Here is a 15931-nt window from a genome sequence, read left to right as displayed (position 1 = left end):
AGCTAGCAGAAGATTCCTCGAAAAAATCTCTAAAAGAGCGGTCCGAAGGATTGTTTTGGCGCTTTTTGGCGCTGGAAATGAGAAATTGTAAGAGATTTCCCGCTTTCGTCGTCAAACGAAAGGGAAAGTCCCGTCTTCCGGTTTTTCGTTCCGGCGAACATTTCCACGCTCGCATGAAGAATGGTTGACAGCGTGGCGTCAAAAAGATCATCAAACGTGGTCATCATTCGGATCTTGGATATCATGTCGGAAAATGCAGCGGGCGCAGTCATCGTCATCTCCAGCCATGTGGTGCGCGGCTCGGTCGGAAACCGGGCAGCCGTCTTTGCATTGGAGACGCTCGGTCATCCGGTCTGGGCCCTGCCAACCATCGTGCTGCCCTGGCATCCCGGCCACGGCCGCTCGACGCGACTGACTTTTGCGGAAACGGATTTCGACGCGGCGATCGACGATCTGATCCGCGCGCCCTGGATCGGCGAAGTCAAGGCGGTACTTTCGGGCTATTTCGGCAATGCCGCCCAGGCGCGCTCCGTCGCCCGGCTGATTGGTGCGCTCAGGCAAGACAATCCCGAGCTGCTTTATGTCTGCGATCCTGTCATGGGTGATCTCGGCGGGCTTTATGTGCCGGAAGCGACCGCAGAGGCCATTCGCGATCATCTCATTCCGCTCGCCTCGCTCGCGACGCCGAACCGGTACGAGCTGGCATGGCTTTCGGGGGCGGCCCTCGAAGACAACAGCACGATTATGGAGGCAGCGCTCGCGCTCGGACCATCGCGCATGCTCGTCACTTCAGCCGTGCCGATGATGGCGGGCGGTACCGGCAATCTTTATCTTTCCGGTCGCCACGCGCTTCTTGCCGAGCACCGCGTCGTCGAAAACCCGCCGAATGGTCTTGGCGACCTGCTCGCCGCCGTCTTCCTGTCGCGCCTGCTTTCCGGGCTCGAGGACGAAAAGGCGCTGCAGCTTGCCACCGCCAGCGTCTTCGAGGTGCTTGCGCGTGCCGTCAAGCGCGGCAGCAACGAGTTGATGCTGGCAAGCGATGCTTCCAGCCTTTCGACACCGATGGCCATGGTGCAGATGCGCCGGCTCGTGCACCCGGCGCAGCGGCGGAAAAAGTGACGCATCTGCCAATATGTTCATTTTGCGGTGCAGCAGTTGATCTTGTCGTCTGCGCGCGCTAATCCAGAAGCATGCAGCGTTTTCCAAACCCTCTTCTGGACGGCTATCGCAACTTCATGAACGGGCGTTATGCCGACGCCCGCGACAGGTATCGGCAGCTCGCCGAAAACGGTCAGAATCCCCATACGCTTGTCATTGCCTGTTCGGATTCTCGCGCGGCGCCGGAGCTGATTTTCGATGCCGGTCCTGGCGAGCTCTTCGTCATCCGCAACGTCGCCAACATGGTGCCGCCCTACGAGCCGGATGGCCATTTTCATTCGACCTCGGCCGCACTCGAATTTGCCGTGCAGGTGCTGAAGGTCTCGGATATCGTCGTGATGGGCCATGGCCGCTGCGGCGGCATCCGCTCAGCGCTCGATCCGAATGCCGAGCCATTGTCGCCCGGTGACTTCATCGGCCGCTGGATGTCGCTGGTCAAACCTGCCGCCGAGCAGATCCAGAGCAACGACGTGATGACGGCCGCCGAGCGGCAGACGGCGCTTGAGCGTGTCTCCATCCGCAATTCAATCAACAATCTCAGAAGCTTCCCCGACATCAAGGCTCTCGAAGAAGCGGGAAGCCTTCATCTCCACGGCGCCTGGTTCGACATTTCGACTGGTGAACTCTGGGTCATGGACGCCGAGACACGCGACTTCATTCGTCCCGAAATCTAGGGACATGCGGGTTTATCACTTTTTTAAGGATTGTTGTTAAGCTCGCCGTCAATTGGTCGCGCACGACCGACGTTTTGATCACCGTGGCGATTGGCGATGAAGTTCGAAACCATCAAAAAGGTTATTCTGGCCGCCATTCTGCTGCCCTTCGTCTTCATGCTCATTGAAGGCGTCGTCGTCATTCGGGCTTCGGTCACTCAATACAGGGATCTCGAAAAGGACCGGCAGTTTGCCGATGTGCTCGCCCGTGGCGGGTCGATCGCCGCCACAGAGATCCTGAGTGAAATTGGTGCCACCCGCCTCTATCTCGCGCGTCCCAACAGCAGGACTGCCGCCGACATGCAGCAAAGCCGGGTGACACTCGATCACGAACGCCGCGCTTTTTATGCCAGCCTGCCCTCCCGCGATGCGCTCGACGAGGGCCTCGTCGGCGAATTATCAATTCTCAGCCTTGCCTACAGTCGCATCGTTGCCGCGCGCAGCGCCGTCGACCAGGGGCGTTATACCGGCAGCGATCCGGGTTCCATCTACTGGTATGCGGCTCTCAAGCAGCTTGCTGTCGTCGATGCGCTTTCACCGCTGATCAGCGATCCGGTGCTGCTTGAGAAATCCAACCAGCTAATGGGCATCCTGCTGACCTACTACGGCGAAAGGCTGATCACCGGGATCGGCACCCGTTATCTCAACCAAGGCGTTTCCGCCAGATTGCCGGTGGAGCTCTTCATGCAGGGCAAGGTCATGCTCGGCGAGGGCATGGATCACATGGTCTTCCATTCCTCCGCGCCGATCGTGCGCACCATTGTTGCTTATCTTGGCCGCAGCAGCCAAGTGAAGGCGAATGCGATCACCGATGCCATCCTCGCCGGATCACGGCCGACACGCGCGGTGCATGACGCCTGGGCCGCCGCGCAGAGCGAGCGCATGACCTTCCTGCAGCAGAAGATGATCGAGGCTGCAAAGGACATTCACGAGACCGGCGAAAACCTGTCGACGCGCTCGCACATACACCTGACGCGGATCCTGGCGTTGTGTGCCGGCCTGCTGATTCTCGCCACATTGGTGCTGCTGCTGGCGGCAAAAGGCCTGCGCCTGATCGACCGGCTGACCCAGGATCGGGAGACGCTGGTGGGCGAGTTGCGCAGCGCCGCCCAGACCGATCTTCTGACCGGCCTTTACAACAGGCGCGGCTTCGAGGTCGCCGCATCCGCACTTCTGACACAGGCCGAGCACGGATCACGCTGGATTTCCGTCGTGCTGTTCGACCTCGATCATTTCAAGAAGATCAACGACGTTCACGGGCATGACGCCGGCGACGCCGTGCTCCGGCAGGTCGCGGGCGTTGCGCGCCAGAATTTTCGTTCCTTCGATCTGCTGGTGCGCCACGGCGGCGAGGAGTTCCTGGCGCTTCTGCCGGATTCGACGCCTGATGATGCTGCAATCGTTGCCGAGCGTGTGCGGCTGGCGATCGAGGCGGCGGAAATCCCCCTGCCGAGCGGCGATGTTCTTAAGGTGACGGCGAGTTTCGGATGCGCCGGACGGGCAAATGAAGCCTCCAACCGGAACTTTGAGGATCTGGTCAAACGCGCCGACCTGGCGCTTTACGCCGCCAAGGCCTCCGGCCGCAATTGCGTCGTCTCGGGACCAACCCTGCCGGCCCCAGTGCAGGAAGAACGACGCAAGGCGGCGTCCGGTGGCGGCGTTGATTCCCGCATATGAAAAACGCCGCATATCGCAGCGGCGTTTCGGGTATTGGTGTCGATGAAGGCTTATCCGCCGTAAAGACCTATCTGCCGTCGATCTGCTGACCGATATAGGCGATCGCCTGCTGGTAGACGCTGGCGGCGTTCCAGCCCTGGATGGCGACGAAATTCGGCTCTCCAGGCTGGTAGCCGGCGCCGGCGCGCCAGCCATGGCCCTTGAGGAAATTCGCTGTCGAGGCCAGCGCATCGGCGCGGGAACCGACCATGTCGACGCGGCCGTCACCGTCGCCGTCGGCGCCGAAGCGCACGACGTTGCGCGGCAGAAACTGCGTCTGGCCGATTTCACCATGTGCAGCACCCTTGGCCTGAGGGTTCAGATAACCTTCGGAGACGAGTTGGAGCGCGGCATAGAGCTGGTCGGTGAAATATTCCGAACGACGGCAGTCATAGGCAAGGGTCGAAACAGCCGACAGCGTATGTTGGTTGCCCATATAGCTGCCAAAACCGGTCTCCATGCCCCAGATCGCAATCAGCGGGCCGGCCGGAACGCCGAAACGGCGCTCGATGGAGGCAAAAAGCGCCTGATTGGCGGCCTTCATGCTGCGGCCGCGGGAGATGACGGTGGCCCCGCCGCGCTTCTGCATGAAGGCGTCGAAGGACAGTTTGAAGCTCTTCTGGCCGCGGTCGGCGGCGATCGTCGGTTTGTTGTAATTGACGTTGGCGAAGGCACGGTCGAGGACCGAGCGGCTGACGCCGTTCGCCGCCGCTTCCTGCTTGAAGTCGGCGACCCATGCACTGAAACCACTGCTATTATTGCCGCATTGGGCGCCCTGGGCCGCTGCCGGCAGCGCGTGGAAAACGCCGGCTGCCGTAAACGCGGCCAGAAGGAATGTTGTCATGCGCATGAGAAACCCCGCTCCGGTCTGCTGAAGCGCGCCACGGCCGATCGAAACCATGCGACGCGCCTTAAGTCTTCGTTCTGTTCATGTCTGTGCCAAAACCGCTTCACGGTTTCGGGCGCCATACCTTGGCTTGACGCCGGGCAGAATGCCAGCCGAAGGCGATCTTGTCACGATCACCTTTTAGTAAGCGCTTATGGATAGAGAGCGCCTACGGCTCGGCAAAAAGCCCTGCCTTCATCAGCAGGGCTTTAGCATATTATGGTTTACAAATGGTATCAGGCGGCCTGTTTGCGCGGCTTGACAAGGCCGCGATTGACGAGCAGCTCGGCGATCTGGATGGCGTTCAACGCAGCACCCTTGCGCAGGTTGTCGGAAACCACCCAGATGTTCAGGCCATTTTCGACTGTCGCATCCTCGCGGATGCGCGAGATGTAGGTCGCATCCTCGCCGGCGGATTCATATGGCGTGATGTAGCCGCCGTCCTCGCGCTTGTCGATGACGAGGCAGCCCGGTGCGTCGCGCAGGATGTCGCGGGCCTGGTCGGCGGTGATCTCGTTTTCGAATTCGATGTTGACCGATTCCGAATGACCGATGAAAACAGGCACGCGCACCGCCGTGCAGGTCACCTTGATCTTCGGGTCGAGCATCTTCTTCGTCTCGGCCAGCACCTTCCACTCTTCCTTGGTGTAGCCGTCCTCCATGAAGACGTCGATGTGCGGGATGACGTTGAAGGCGATACGCTTGGTGAATTTCTTGTTCTCGATCGGATCGGCGACGAAGACGGCGCGCGTCTGATTGAAGAGCTCGTCCATGCCGTCCTTGCCGGCGCCGGAGACCGACTGGTAGGTCGAGATGACGACACGCTTGATCTTGGCGAAGTCATGCAGCGGCTTCAGCGCCACCACCAGCTGGGCGGTCGAGCAGTTCGGATTGGCGATGATGTTGCGCTTGGTGAACTGGCTGATGGCATCCGGGTTCACTTCCGGCACGATCAGCGGCACGTCGGCGTCGTAGCGCCAAGCCGAGGAATTGTCGATGACAATGCAGCCCTGCTGGCCGATCTTCGGGGAGAACTTCTTGGAAATCTCGCCGCCGGCCGACATCAGGCAGATGTCGGTATCGGAGAAATCGTAATTCTCCAGATTGGAGACCTTCAGCGTCCGGTCACCGAAGGAAACCTCGGTGCCCTGCGAACGCGAGGAGGCGAGTGCCACAACCTCATCGGCGGGGAAGCCACGCTCTGAGAGGATGTTGAGCATCTCCCGGCCAACATTTCCGGTCGCTCCCGCAACTGCTACTTTGAAACCCATTTTTCAAGCTCTCTTTCTCTTCTCTCCTCTTGTCCGGTGAGGGGAAAGGCGCGATTAATCGCGTCTTCCTGTCCCCAGCCGAGCCGGGGAGAGAGCGGCAGGCCAGAGACGTCAGACGGTTTTCGTCGTCGTTTTGGCCTTGGTTTTGGCAGAAACCGGAACGGCAATATCCACCCCGGCAACCCGTGCCCGGTCATTGCATTCGGCAATGGCGTGTTCGTCGCGAACCATGGAGATTCCTTTTCCGTTGTTGCTCTTAGAAGGTTTTCCACAGGAGTCAAGGTTTTTGCGAGCAGAGCCGGCAGGCAAAAGCGGCGGCCGCAATGCTGCGACGTTTTGTCATGCCGCTGTCATCCTCGGGCGGTATCCCGGCCGGGTTGTTAATGTCTGCAACGAAAACGGGGGTTTTCCATGCGTACGCTTCTTGCCGCCTTTGCGGCCACCATCATCCTTGCGGGCGCCGCTCAGGCGACGACGGTCTATCCGCTTGATCGCGCGACGATTCTTGCCGGTTCGCCGTTCGATTTCAAGGTTGAGCTCAACAAGCAGGTCAAGCCTGAAGACGTGAAGATCACCGTCAATGGCCAGGACTACAAGACCGTCCTCGGGGGCGAGGCGCAGTTCGTCGAACTGGAAAAAGGCAAGGATGACAAGGCTCTCGGCTCCGCTATCTTGCTGCGTGGCCTGAAGATTTCCGCTCCGGGCGACTACAAGATCGAAGTTGCGGCCGGAGACGAAACGAAGTCCGTCACTTGGAACGTTTACGAAACAGCCGCCCAGCCGAAGGCAAAGAACATCATCTTCCTGCTGGGTGACGGGCTTTCCGTTGCGCATCGCACCGCTGCCCGCATCATGTCCAAAGGCATGACTGAAGGTAAGGCGAATGGCCGCCTGAATATGGACGATCTCGAGCGTATGGCTTTTATCGGCACGTCGGCGACGAATGCCGTCGATACGGACTCGGCCAACACCATGTCGGCCTACATGACGGGCCACAAGACAGCCGTCAATGCGATCGGCGTTTACGCGGACCGTACGCCGGCCTCCCTCGATGACCCACGGGTTGAAACCTTCGCAGAAGCCGTTCGCCGCCTGACCAAGAAGTCGATCGGCATCGTTGCAACGGCCGAGGTCGAAGATGCTACGCCGGCGGCGGTCGTTTCCCACACCCGCAACCGCAACGACAAGGCCGACGTCGTCGGCATGCTGCTCGACGTCAAGCCGGAAGTCCTCCTTGGCGGCGGCTCGGCCTATTTCCTCGGCAAGGAAGTCGCCGGTTCCAAGCGCAAGGACAACCAGGACTACATCAAGCTGTTCCAGGATGCCGGCTACAAGCTTGCGACCGACAAGAACGAGCTCGCAGCCAATGCATCGGCTGAAGGCAATCTCCTCGGTCTCTTCCACACCGGCAATATGGACGTCACGCTTGATCGCGAGTTCCTGAAGAAGGGCACCGTCGACAAGTTCCCGAACCAGCCCGGCCTCGTCGCCATGACCAATGTTGCGCTCGACCGCCTTTCCAAGAATCCTGATGGCTTCTTCCTGATGGTCGAAGGTTCCTCGATCGACAAAATGTCCCATCCGCTCGATTGGGATCGTGCCGTCATCGAAACCATCGAATTCGACCAGGCCATCGGCATTGCCCGCGAATTCCAGAAGGCCCATCCGGACACGCTGATCGTCGTCACCGGCGACCACACGCATGGCGTATCCATCATCGGTACCGTCGATGATGAAAAGCCCGGCACGGAAATGCGCGAAAAGGTCGGGACCTATGCCGAAGCCGGCTTCCCGAACTACAAGGACGAAAACGGCGACGGCTATCCCGATAAGATCGACGTCAGCCGCCGACTGTTCCTGAGCGCCAATAACGGCCCCGATCACTACGAGACCTTCCGTCCGAAGCTCGATGGTCCGTTCGTTCCGGCTGTCCAGAACGAAAAGAAGGAATATGTCGCCAACGAGCAGTATAAGGATGTTCCCGGCGCGGTCTTTGTTCAGGGCAATATTCCGAAGAGCGGCGATAGTGGCGTCCACGCAGTCGATGACGTCGTCCTGCAGTCGGCAGGTCCGGGCGCCGAAGGTTTCCATGGTTACATGGAACAGAGCGACGTCTATCGCGTGCTCGCCGACACCTTCGCTCTCGGTGCCAAGCAGACGAACTGATCTGCCGATCCGGCCAGGTCGCTTGCCGGCCTAGCCTCTTTCATCGATCATGGTCCCGGCCGTTCAGCGGCCGGGATTTGCTTCTTGGAGGTCGCCATGGAAACACTTTCTTCTTTGCATTTCGGCCGCCGCCGGCTGATCGGCGCCGCCATTATGTTTCCCTTCACCGCTCCCCTCGTTCGCGCTGCCGATTCTTCGCTTGCGTTCGGCGAACTCTACGGCAAGTTCGGCGTGCTCGGCCTTGAATTCTCCGACAAGGTGAAGCGCGTTGCCGGTCAGGAAATCAGTATGAAGGGCTTCATGGCGCCGCCATTGAAGGCCGAGGCTCAGTTCTTCGTGCTGACCGAGGTGCCGATGTCGCTCTGCCCTTTCTGCTCCTCGGATGCGGACTGGCCTGATAATATCGTCGTCGTCTATCTCTTGGAGAAACAGACCTTCGTACAGTCACGCCAGGCGATCGAAGTGCGCGGCACGCTGGAATACGGTTCGTGGACGGATCCGGACACAGGCTTCGTCAGCCTGCTGCGGATCCGCCAGGCCGAATATTCCGCCGTTTGAACCGATATGCTCGCTCTCGATATCGAAAACCTGACCGTAGCCTTCCCGGGCCTGTCCTCGCCGGCACTGGCGATCGGCCGCATGTCGATCGATGCAGGCAGCAGGGTCGCCATCACAGGGGCGTCCGGCTCCGGCAAGAGCACCTTCGTCAATATCGTTGCCGGGCTGGAGCGGACACGGCAGGGCCGCATCTGCTGGAACGGTGAGGATATCGCGAGTTTTTCAGAAAGCCGGCGTGACCGGTTCCGTGCCGCCAATATTGGCCTGGTCATGCAGGAGTTCCATCTTTTCCCCGGCCTGTCGGCGCTGGAGAACGTACTCCTGCCGGCGCGGCTTGCCGGCGCTGCCACAGCTGATGTCATCGAGCGAGGTCATGCGCTTTTGAGGACGGTCGGTCTTTCCCGCCCCGGCCAGAAAATCGAGACCATGTCGCGCGGCGAGATGCAGCGTGTGGCGATCGGCCGGGCGCTGCTGCGCAAGCCCGGCGTCATCATCGCCGACGAGCCGACTGCAAGCCTCGATGCCGAAAGCGGCGAGGCGGTAGGCGATCTTCTCCTCGACCTTGCCATTGCCGAAGGCAGCACGCTTATTGTCGTTTCACACGACCAGCGCTTGGCCAGCCGCCTCGACCGGCGCATCACCTTCGGCTCCGGCCGGATCAGCGAAGATTCCGCGGCGACGGCGGGAGAGGCTGCATGATCCGCTTCATCCTTTCCGATCTTCGTCGCCTCTGGGCGGGGTCGCTGGTGGTCGTGCTGCTGGTGGCGCTTGCGACGGCGCTCGGCGTTTCTGTCGTCCTGCAGGAGCGGGCGCTTCGTCTCGGCAGCGCACGCGCTGCCGACAAGTTCGATCTTGTGATCGGCGCCGGCGGCAGCGAGACGCAGCTCGTGCTGTCCTCTGTCTTCCTGCAGCCCTCGCCGCTGCCGCTAATGCCGGGCGAGGTGCTGGGTAAGCTTGCCGCAGATCCGCGGGTCGATTGGGCGGCCCCGATCGGCTTCGGCGATTCCTTCTCCGGCTATCCGATCATCGGTACAACGACCATGCTGGCGCAGAACCTGTCCGGCGGCTTGGCCGAAGGCAAGATTTTTGCGCACGAGGGCGAGGCGGTGATCGGCGCCGCTGTCAGGCTGCCGCTCGGTGGCGAGATCAAGCCGATGCATGGGTCGCTGGAAGAGGGCGGCGAGACCCATACCCAGCTCGTCTATCATATCGCCGGCCGTTTGCGGCCGACCGGCACCGCCTGGGACCGGGCCATTCTCGTTCCCATCCAAGCCGTCTGGCACATCCATGGCATGGAGGCGGAGGAACATGCGGAGGACGGTGAGCACGAGCATCACGGGAAAGCCGATCCGGATGCCGCGCTTGATGAGACCTGGACTGTGGGTGCTCCCGGCCTTCCCGCCATTCTCGTCAAGCCGAAGACGATCGCCGATGCCTACAAGCTGCGACAGGACTATCGCAGCGGCAATACCGTCGCCGTCTTTCCCGGCGAGGTGCTGACCAATCTCTACGCCACGCTCGGTGACGCTAAGCAGATCCTCGTCGCGGTCGCCTCCGGCGCGCAAGCTCTCGTCGCAGCCTCGCTGGTGCTGGTCACGGTCATCCATATCGGCCAGCGCCGCCGCCAGATTGGCGCGCTGAGAGCCTTCGGCGCCCCACGCGGCGCGATTTTCGGCATCGTCTGGCTGGAATTCTTCTTCCTGGTGGCGGTTGGCATCGCACTTGGATTCGCACTCGGTTATGCCGCGGCCCTCATCTTGTCAGGTATGTTCTCGCAAACGAGTGGGGTCGCCATGCCGGTCGGCTTTGCCCGTGAAGACGCCGGGCTTGCGGCAGTGCTGCTTGCCGTTGCCACAATTCTCGCTGCGCTGCCGGCAGTGCTCGCCTATCGGCAATCGCCGGCGCAGGCGCTGAGAGCATAAAGGGTCCACGTCGCAAACCGCAGTGAAACCTGCTCCAAACCTCCGGCAGCTCAATCGGCACGGGCAGCGGGCAACCTGATGTACGTGACAAAGCGTGGCGCCATTAGACTAAAGTCATAATCCCAAAGCATCTCTCTTTTTGATCTGTCGTTTCTGGCACACTCTCGTCAGGCGTGTCGCGGCCAGGGGTATGCTTTGAGGAGAGTAGGTCGCGCGCGTGATCATCACTCTGTGGAGGACAGACAATGGCAAATGTCGCAAGCATCGACGGCGCGAAGGCCGGTCCGATGACCGGCGAGGAGAAGAAGGTCATCTTCGCCTCTTCGCTCGGCACCGTTTTCGAATGGTACGATTTCTATCTCTATGGTTCGCTCGCCACCTATATCGGCGCGACCTATTTCACCCAATATCCCGAGGCAACGCGCAACATCTTCACGTTGCTCGCCTTTGCCGCCGGCTTCCTGGTGCGCCCCTTCGGCGCGCTGGTGTTTGGCCGTCTCGGCGATCTCGTCGGCCGTAAATACACCTTCCTGATGACGATCATGATCATGGGTCTGTCGACCTTCCTCGTCGGCGTCCTGCCGGGTGCCGCCACGATCGGCATCGCGGCCCCGATCATCCTGATTGGGCTGCGCCTGCTCCAGGGTCTGGCGCTGGGCGGTGAATATGGCGGTGCGGCAACCTACGTCGCCGAACATGCGCCGAACGGGCGCCGCGGCTACTTCACCTCATGGATTCAGACGACGGCGACGCTCGGCCTGTTCCTGTCGCTGATCGTCATCGTCCTGGTTCAATATCTGATGGGTGCGGCTCAGTTCGCCGCCTGGGGCTGGCGCATTCCGTTCCTGGTCTCGGTCGTCCTGCTCGGCATTTCCGTCTGGATCCGCCTGAAGATGAACGAATCGCCGGCGTTTCAGCGCATGAAGGCGGAAGGCAAAGGCTCCAAGGCGCCGCTGACCGAAGCCTTCGGGACATGGAAAAATGCCAAGATCGCGATCATCGCGCTTCTCGGCGCCACCATGGGCCAGGCGGTCGTCTGGTACGGCGGCCAGTTCTATGCGTTGTTCTTCCTGCAGAACGTGCTGAAGGTGGATCTGTTCTCGGCCAATGTCATGGTCGCCATCGCACTCCTCCTCGGCACGCCGTTCTTCGTCATCTTCGGCGGTCTCTCCGACAAGATTGGCCGCAAGCCGATCATCATGGCAGGCCTTCTCATTGCGGCGGTGACCTACAATCCGCTGTTCAAGGCGATGACCTGGACGGCGAACCCGGCGCTTGCCGAAGCGCAGGCTTCGATCCGGGCAACGGTGACGGCTGATCCGGCCGATTGCAGGTTCCAGTTCAACCCGACCGGCACGGCCAAGTTCACCAGCTCCTGCGACGTGGCAACGGCGTTCCTGACGAGGAACTCAGTGCCTTATGACGTCGTGCCCGGGACCGCCGGACAGCCGGCAACGGTGAAGGTCGGAAACGCGACGATCCCAAGCTTCGACGTCGTCGCTGCCGGCGACAAGGCCAAGGGCATGACCGCCGCCTTCGAAAAGGGCGTCAACATCGCGCTCCACGATGCCGGTTACCCGCTGAACCGCGGCGCCGTCAAGGTGCCGGATGCCAAGCTCGATGCCTTCATCGCAGCCAATCCGGAACTGTCGCTCAATGCCGATGCCGTGCGTGCCGGCGAGAAGGAAACCGTACCGGCGGCGAAGCTCGTCGAGACCAAGCTGCTGACGGCGGATGAGGCCAATGGCGTCACCGACATGGCGGTCTATAACATCGCCAATGGCGGCACCTTCGCCATGGTCGCCGATCCGGCCCGCGTCAACTGGATCGGCACGATCACCGTGCTCTTCGTCCTCGTCCTCTATGTGACGATGGTCTACGGCCCGATCGCCGCTCTGCTGGTCGAGCTCTTTCCGACCCGCATCCGCTATACCGGCATGTCGCTGCCCTATCACATCGGCAACGGCTGGTTCGGTGGCCTGCTGCCGGCGACGGCCTTCGCGATGAGCGCTGCCGCAGGCGATATCTACTACGGTCTCTGGTACCCGATCGTCTTTGCATCGATCACGCTGGTTATCGGCCTGATCTTCCTGCCGGAAACGAAGAACAGGGATATCCACGCCATGGATTGAGAGGCGGTTTGAGGCCAATCCGCGCTTGAGAAAAAGGCCCGGCGCTCACAAGGCGCCGGGCTTTCCATATTACAGCGCCGCGTGTCTTTTCGGATGCGCAAAGGACGCTGTAACATTTTGAATTGCTGGATAATTTTATCCTTAAATCGATTCCGATTTAAGGAATTATGCAGTGCGAAACAGCCGCTTCGAGACTGGCCAGCCATCCGGCGCCAGCTTGAAGAGCAGGCCACAGCGCGCGTAAACGATCGCCGTCAGCAGCGAGAACCAGGCGCCGAAAGCAAGGCCGGCGATGACGTCGCTCGGATAATGGGCGCCGACCATGACACGTGTCATGCCGAGCCAGATGGCGCAGGCGATGAAGGCAATGCGATAGCGTGGAAATAGCAGGGCGAAGGCGGCGAAGAAGGCGCCGACCGTGGTGGAATGGCCGGACGGGAAACTTTCGAAAGCGGAATGGCCCGAAAAGGGCGTGAAGGAAAAGATGCCGTAGTCGTGGAAATGATCGGGACGCGCCCTGCCGATCGCCCGCTTCAGCAGATTGGCGAGCAGGCCTGAGAAGACGACCGTGGTGAAGAGATAGGCGCCGATCCAGCTAACATAAAGCGCCTGTGCCTTGGAGCGCGCCGTCTTCACAAGCTTGTAGCCCGCCCGGCCCTGAAAAAACAGCAGGATGCTGGTGTAGATCAGCCAGGCGGAATCACCGAAACCGGTCAGCATCTCGCCGAGGTGCTTCACCGGTGCAGGAGCCTTGCTGGCGCCGATCGGCGCGTCGAAGAGCAGCATGGAGAGGATCACGGCATTCAACGTGATGAAGAGGCAGGTCTGCCAGCGCAAAGGCGGCATGCCAGCACTGCTCCGGCGCCAACGCCTGTTCAGGGAAGCCCAAAATGCCCGCATTCCGTCGTCCGTTCGAATTTGCCCTAAAGTGCCACGACGCGCTAAGGACGCTCTATTATTTTGAATTGGCGCATAATCCATTGGAAGATCGTTTCCAATGTCGAGGTTATGCGCTCGTTAAAATCCGGCGCAAAAATACACGAGATTGTGGCCGAGGATAGTCGGTTTGGGATAATTCGACCAAGCCGATGCGGCCCGCGTTCCTGGGAAAAAGCCCTCCGCAAGAATCCTGCGAAGGGCCGAAACTGTTTCACGTGAAATATCAGGCGGAAAGCGTCTTGAACTCGGCGAGGATCGTATCGCCGATCTCGACGGTCCCGACCTGTCTTGCGCCGTCGGCCATGATGTCACCAGTGCGGATGCCCTTGTCGAGCACGTTGGCGATCGCCTTTTCCAGATCGTCGGCTTCCTTCACCAGATTGAAGGAGTAACGCAGGCACATGGCGAATGAAGCGATCATGGCGATCGGATTGGCGATGCCCTTGCCGGCAATGTCGGGGGCCGAGCCATGCACCGGCTCGTAGAGCGCCTTGCGCTTGCCGGTCTTGCCGTCAGGCGCGCCGAGCGAGGCCGACGGCAGCATGCCGAGCGAGCCGGTCAGCATGGCGGCGACGTCGGAGAGCATGTCGCCGAAGAGATTGTCGGTGACGATGACGTCGAACTGCTTCGGCTGGCGCACCAGCTGCATGCCGCCGGCATCGGCCAGCATGTGTTCGAGTTGGACGTCGGAATATTTCGCCTTGTGCGTCTCGGTCACCACCTGGTTCCAGAGCACGCCCGACTTCATGACGTTGCGCTTTTCCATGGAGCAGACGCGGTTTTGCCGAGTGCGGGCCATTTCGAAGGCGACACCGGCGATGCGCTCGATCTCGTAGGTATCGTAGACCTGCGTGTCGATGCCGCGCTTCTGGCCGTTGCCGAGATCGATGATCTCCTTCGGCTCGCCGAAATAGACGCCGCCGGTCAGCTCGCGGATGATCAGAATGTCAAGACCTTCGACCAGCTCCGGCTTCAGCGACGAGGCCGCGGCAAGGGCCGGATAGCAGATGGCGGGGCGCAGGTTTGCGAAGAGCTGCAGATCTTTGCGCAGGCGCAGCAAGCCAGCTTCCGGGCGCACTTCGTAAGGCACGCTATCCCATTTCGGGCCGCCGACGGCGCCGAAGAGAACGGCATCGGCGGCAAGCGCCTTCTGCATGTCGGCTTCCGAAATCGCCGCGCCATGCGCATCGTAGGCGCAACCGCCGACAAGGCCTTCGTCGGTGACGAAACCGGCATTCATTGCCTCGTTCATATAGGCGATGATCTTGCGGACCTCGCCCATGGCCTCGGGACCGATGCCGTCACCCGGCAGCAGGAAAAGATTGCGCGCTGTCATGAAACCCTCCTGGGAAAAACAAGTTGCGGTTTCTTAGACCCCGGAAATGGGCATTTCAAGCGAGAGAAGGGGTGAATCGGTACGCTTCGCTCTGAGCAGCGATGATTGCTCCTGTGCCCGCAAACGGATTAGAAAGGCAGCTCCACCTTATTTCCCTGGATGGTTCCCCATGCCTTTCGTACCTCTCCATCTCGACACGCCCTTGGTTCAGACAGCACCTGGCTATAGCGCCAGCGGCAAACCGCTCTGGCTGAAGCTTGATGCGCTGCAGCCTGCAGGCAGCTTCAAGCTGCGCGGCGTCGGCCGGCTTTGCCAGCATGAGGTGGAAAATGGCGCGCGCGAGATCTTCTGTGCTTCCGGCGGCAATGCCGGCATTGCGGCAGCTTATGCCGGCCGGGCGCTCGGTGTGCCGGTCACGATCGTCGTGCCGGAGACGACAGCGGCCGATGTCCGCCAGACGATTGCCGCAACGGGCGCCAATGTCCTCGTTCATGGTTCGGTTTTCGATGAGGCCAATGCCCATGCGGTCGAACTCGCCCGAAGCCGCAAGGCAACCTATGTGCACCCCTTCGACCATCCGCTTCTGTGGGATGGCCATGCCACGCTGATCGACGAGGTGGTGGCGAAGGGGGCAAAATTCGATTGCGTCGTCACCAGTGTCGGCGGTGGCGGGTTGCTTGCCGGCATTGTCGAGGGCTTGAAGCGAAACGGGCTTTCCGATGTGCCTGTTATCGCCGTCGAAACGGAAGGGGCGGCTTCGCTGAACGCCAGTCTCAGGGCGAATGAGCGCATCACCCTTCCCGCCATTACCTCGATTGCCAATTCGCTCGGCGCGCGGCAGGTGGCACAGCATGTCTTCGACCTGCCGAAGCATCATCCAATCGAAAGTGTTGTCGTCAGCGACGCCGATGCCGTTGCCGCCTGCCTGAAATTTGCCGATGCGCAGCGCATTCTGGTCGAGCCGGCTTGCGGCGCGGCCCTTGCTGTTGCCGATGTGCATGCCGGACTGCTTCAGCGCTTCGACAATCCGCTTATCGAAGTCTGCGGCGGCATCGGCGTGTCGCTCGAAAAACTCAGGGGCTGGAAAGAAAAATTTCTTTGACCCACACCAAAGAAAAAGCCGGGCAAAGCCCG

General features: G+C 60.8%; 15 protein-coding genes. 9 read left to right on the top strand and 6 right to left on the bottom strand.

The genetic code is table 11. The features are described 5' to 3' along the window. Positions 1–29: 29 nt before the first annotated feature. Entirely contained in the window at positions 30–272 is a 243-nt protein-coding gene (locus J3P73_RS24430) for a hypothetical protein (RefSeq protein ID WP_245002694.1), read from the bottom strand. Here J3P73_RS24430 and pdxY point away from each other — a divergent pair. The 3 genes from pdxY (at position 244) to J3P73_RS24415 (ending at position 3548) form a co-directional block, all read left to right on the top strand. Beyond that, a complete protein-coding gene (gene pdxY, locus J3P73_RS24425) occupies positions 244–1119 on the top strand; it encodes a pyridoxal kinase PdxY (protein ID WP_024320545.1) in 876 nt (291 codons plus the stop codon). The genes J3P73_RS24430 and pdxY overlap by 29 nt on opposite strands. A gap of 71 nt (positions 1120–1190) precedes the next feature. Beyond that, complete coding sequence (locus tag J3P73_RS24420) at positions 1191–1832, top strand: carbonic anhydrase (RefSeq protein WP_024320544.1); 642 nt, start codon at positions 1191–1193, stop codon at positions 1830–1832. Positions 1833–1928: 96 nt separating this feature from the next. Next, positions 1929–3548 (top strand): GGDEF domain-containing protein, encoded by a 1620-nt coding sequence (locus J3P73_RS24415; RefSeq protein WP_024320543.1) that lies wholly within the window; start codon positions 1929–1931, stop codon positions 3546–3548. Positions 3549–3615: 67 nt separating this feature from the next. Here J3P73_RS24415 and J3P73_RS24410 read toward each other — a convergent pair whose 3' ends face one another. From J3P73_RS24410 to J3P73_RS38165, 3 genes are all read right to left on the bottom strand, one after another. Next, complete coding sequence (locus tag J3P73_RS24410; RefSeq protein WP_024320542.1) at positions 3616–4437, bottom strand: lytic murein transglycosylase; 822 nt, start codon at positions 4435–4437, stop codon at positions 3616–3618. 272 nt (positions 4438–4709) lie between these two features. Then, the gene (locus tag J3P73_RS24405; protein WP_017966032.1) at positions 4710–5744 is read right to left on the bottom strand and encodes an aspartate-semialdehyde dehydrogenase; all 1035 of its coding nucleotides are present in this window, start codon (positions 5742–5744) and stop codon (positions 4710–4712) included. Between the two features lie 111 nt (positions 5745–5855). Next, complete coding sequence (locus tag J3P73_RS38165) at positions 5856–6068, bottom strand: hypothetical protein (protein WP_024320541.1); 213 nt, start codon at positions 6066–6068, stop codon at positions 5856–5858. A gap of 87 nt (positions 6069–6155) precedes the next feature. On the opposite strand from J3P73_RS38165, the gene J3P73_RS24395 reads away from it, so the two are divergent. The 5 genes from J3P73_RS24395 to J3P73_RS24375 all read left to right on the top strand — a co-directional run bounded on the left by J3P73_RS24395 (position 6156) and on the right by J3P73_RS24375 (position 12522). Then, on the top strand, positions 6156–7910 hold the full coding sequence (locus J3P73_RS24395) for an alkaline phosphatase (protein ID WP_130682634.1): 1755 nt from the start codon (positions 6156–6158) through the stop codon (positions 7908–7910). A gap of 96 nt (positions 7911–8006) precedes the next feature. Then, positions 8007–8468, top strand: a complete 462-nt coding sequence (locus J3P73_RS24390; RefSeq protein ID WP_130662511.1) for a hypothetical protein — start codon at positions 8007–8009, stop codon at positions 8466–8468. Positions 8469–8474: 6 nt separating this feature from the next. After that, positions 8475–9167: an ABC transporter ATP-binding protein gene (locus tag J3P73_RS24385; protein ID WP_130662510.1), complete on the top strand. Its 693-nt coding sequence runs from the start codon at positions 8475–8477 to the stop codon at positions 9165–9167. After that, on the top strand, positions 9164–10390 hold the full coding sequence (locus tag J3P73_RS24380; protein WP_075225382.1) for an ABC transporter permease: 1227 nt from the start codon (positions 9164–9166) through the stop codon (positions 10388–10390). Before J3P73_RS24385 ends, J3P73_RS24380 begins: the two co-directional genes overlap by 4 nt. 245 nt (positions 10391–10635) lie before the next feature. Next, positions 10636–12522, top strand: a complete 1887-nt coding sequence (locus J3P73_RS24375) for an MFS transporter (RefSeq protein ID WP_130693017.1) — start codon at positions 10636–10638, stop codon at positions 12520–12522. Between the two features lie 165 nt (positions 12523–12687). On the opposite strand, the gene lpxE is transcribed toward J3P73_RS24375, so the two are convergent. Continuing rightward, positions 12688–13422, bottom strand: a complete 735-nt coding sequence (lpxE, locus tag J3P73_RS24370) for a lipid A 1-phosphatase LpxE (RefSeq protein ID WP_130662509.1) — start codon at positions 13420–13422, stop codon at positions 12688–12690. 262 nt (positions 13423–13684) lie between these two features. Further along, positions 13685–14797 (bottom strand): 3-isopropylmalate dehydrogenase, encoded by a 1113-nt coding sequence (gene leuB, locus J3P73_RS24365; protein WP_130693016.1) that lies wholly within the window; start codon positions 14795–14797, stop codon positions 13685–13687. Positions 14798–14966: 169 nt separating this feature from the next. Here leuB and J3P73_RS24360 point away from each other — a divergent pair, with 169 nt between their 5' ends. Then, positions 14967–15899 (top strand): pyridoxal-phosphate dependent enzyme, encoded by a 933-nt coding sequence (locus J3P73_RS24360; RefSeq protein WP_130688570.1) that lies wholly within the window; start codon positions 14967–14969, stop codon positions 15897–15899. Positions 15900–15931 lie beyond the last annotated feature (32 nt).

The organism is Rhizobium ruizarguesonis, assembly GCF_017357285.1.
GTDB classification, from domain to species: Bacteria; Pseudomonadota; Alphaproteobacteria; order Rhizobiales; family Rhizobiaceae; genus Rhizobium; species Rhizobium ruizarguesonis.
Note: the sequence above shows the minus strand (reverse complement) of the source record. Positions and strands in the feature narration are given on the sequence as shown.

What these genes read in the sequence shown, in the direction of transcription:
- pdxY (WP_024320545.1), top strand. Translation starts at nt 244, where the DNA reads ATGTCGGAAAATGCAGCGGGCGCAGTCATCGTCATCTCCAGCCATGTG.
- J3P73_RS24430 (WP_245002694.1), bottom strand. Translation starts at nt 272, where the DNA reads ATGACTGCGCCCGCTGCATTTTCCGACATGATATCCAAGATCCGAATG.
- J3P73_RS24420 (WP_024320544.1), top strand. Translation starts at nt 1,191, where the DNA reads ATGCAGCGTTTTCCAAACCCTCTTCTGGACGGCTATCGCAACTTCATG.
- J3P73_RS24415 (WP_024320543.1), top strand. Translation starts at nt 1,929, where the DNA reads ATGAAGTTCGAAACCATCAAAAAGGTTATTCTGGCCGCCATTCTGCTG.
- J3P73_RS24410 (WP_024320542.1), bottom strand. Translation starts at nt 4,437, where the DNA reads ATGCGCATGACAACATTCCTTCTGGCCGCGTTTACGGCAGCCGGCGTT.
- J3P73_RS24405 (WP_017966032.1), bottom strand. Translation starts at nt 5,744, where the DNA reads ATGGGTTTCAAAGTAGCAGTTGCGGGAGCGACCGGAAATGTTGGCCGG.
- J3P73_RS24395 (WP_130682634.1), top strand. Translation starts at nt 6,156, where the DNA reads ATGCGTACGCTTCTTGCCGCCTTTGCGGCCACCATCATCCTTGCGGGC.
- J3P73_RS24390 (WP_130662511.1), top strand. Translation starts at nt 8,007, where the DNA reads ATGGAAACACTTTCTTCTTTGCATTTCGGCCGCCGCCGGCTGATCGGC.
- J3P73_RS24385 (WP_130662510.1), top strand. Translation starts at nt 8,475, where the DNA reads ATGCTCGCTCTCGATATCGAAAACCTGACCGTAGCCTTCCCGGGCCTG.
- J3P73_RS24380 (WP_075225382.1), top strand. Translation starts at nt 9,164, where the DNA reads ATGATCCGCTTCATCCTTTCCGATCTTCGTCGCCTCTGGGCGGGGTCG.
- J3P73_RS24375 (WP_130693017.1), top strand. Translation starts at nt 10,636, where the DNA reads ATGGCAAATGTCGCAAGCATCGACGGCGCGAAGGCCGGTCCGATGACC.
- lpxE (WP_130662509.1), bottom strand. Translation starts at nt 13,422, where the DNA reads ATGCGGGCATTTTGGGCTTCCCTGAACAGGCGTTGGCGCCGGAGCAGT.
- leuB (WP_130693016.1), bottom strand. Translation starts at nt 14,797, where the DNA reads ATGACAGCGCGCAATCTTTTCCTGCTGCCGGGTGACGGCATCGGTCCC.
- J3P73_RS24360 (WP_130688570.1), top strand. Translation starts at nt 14,967, where the DNA reads ATGCCTTTCGTACCTCTCCATCTCGACACGCCCTTGGTTCAGACAGCA.